2 protein-coding genes are annotated in these 1,159 nt (G+C 66.5%); both read left to right on the plus strand.

The window, feature by feature from the left end; genetic code table 11:
• Nucleotides 1-67 precede the first annotated feature (67 nt).
• Complete coding sequence (locus ACFWSK_RS37805; RefSeq protein ID WP_383796742.1) at nt 68-553, plus strand: winged helix-turn-helix domain-containing protein; 486 nt, start codon at nt 68-70, stop codon at nt 551-553.
• Between the two features lie 50 nt (nt 554-603).
• Complete coding sequence (locus ACFWSK_RS37810; RefSeq protein ID WP_383796745.1) at nt 604-1,134, plus strand: transposase; 531 nt, start codon at nt 604-606, stop codon at nt 1,132-1,134.
• The last annotated feature ends 25 nt before the right edge of the window (nt 1,135-1,159 follow it).

Genomic DNA, 1,159 nt, shown 5'->3' on the forward strand with positions numbered 1-1,159 from the left:
TACTGAGATTGAACTCGTGAAGTCATAAGGGCTGACGAGGGGTGTCTGCCTGCGGTATCACGAGAGGATGAGGTATCCACAGGGTGGCGGGTTGACCGCTGAACGGCAGTGCAAGCGCGAGGAGTTACGGCTCCAGGCAGCTGAGCGGTTCGCTCGGGGCGAGGGTAGTACGGCGATCGCCAGGGATCTGCGGGTCAGTGTCCGATCGGTGCAGCGGTGGCGTCACACGTGGGCCGAGGGCGGCCCGCGATCCTTGAGGTCGCAGGGGCCCGCGTCGCTGCCGCGACTGAGTGAGAAGCAGTTCGCGCAGCTGGAGTCCGAGCTGGCCAAAGGGCCGGCCGCGCACGGCTGGGAGGACCAACGCTGGACTCTGAACCGTGTGAAGACGGTGATCGGACGGCGCTTCCACCTCACGTACACGATTCAGGGCGTCCGCAAGCTGTTGGTGCGCAACGGCTGGTCCTGCCAGGTCCCGGCCCGTCGTGCCATGGAACGGGACGACGACGCGGTGGCCGGGTGGGTCAAGGAGGTGTGGCCCCGCGCGGAAGGCTAGCGGCGGCCCGTGGAGCCTGGCTGGTCTTCGAGGACGAAGCCGGCTTCTCCATGACGTCGTCGCAAGCCAGGACCTGGTCCCAGCGCGGGCGGACCCCGGTGGTGCGGGTCCGCGGCCGCTCGCGCAGACGGATATCGATCGCCGCGCTGACCTGCTACAAACCCGGCCGCCGATCCCGGCTGATCTACCGGCCGCGACGGGACGACGGCAACCGTGACGGGCGCAAAAGCTTCTCCTGGCGCGACTACCGCGACCTGCTGACCGCAGCCCACCAACAACTCGGCGGCCCGATCGTCCTCATCTGGGACAACCTCAACGTCCACAAAGCCGCAGGTCTACGGGAGTTCGCCGACTCCCGTGACTGGCTGACCATCCTCTACCTGCCGCCCTACGCCCCCGACCTCAACCCCGTCGAAGGCATCTGGTCCCTGCTACGTCGCGGCTGGCTCTCCAACGTCGCCTTCTCCACGCCAGACCATCTCATCCGCACGGTCCGGAGCGGTCTACGGCACATCCAGTACCGCAGCAACCTAATCGACGGCTGCCTAGCCGAGACCGGCCTGACCATCAGATCTGCGTAACGACACCACGAGTTAAACCTCAGTA

Origin of the sequence: Streptomyces sp. NPDC058620 (genome assembly GCF_042717135.1) — a bacterium.
Taxonomy (GTDB): Bacteria; Actinomycetota; Actinomycetes; order Streptomycetales; family Streptomycetaceae; genus Streptomyces.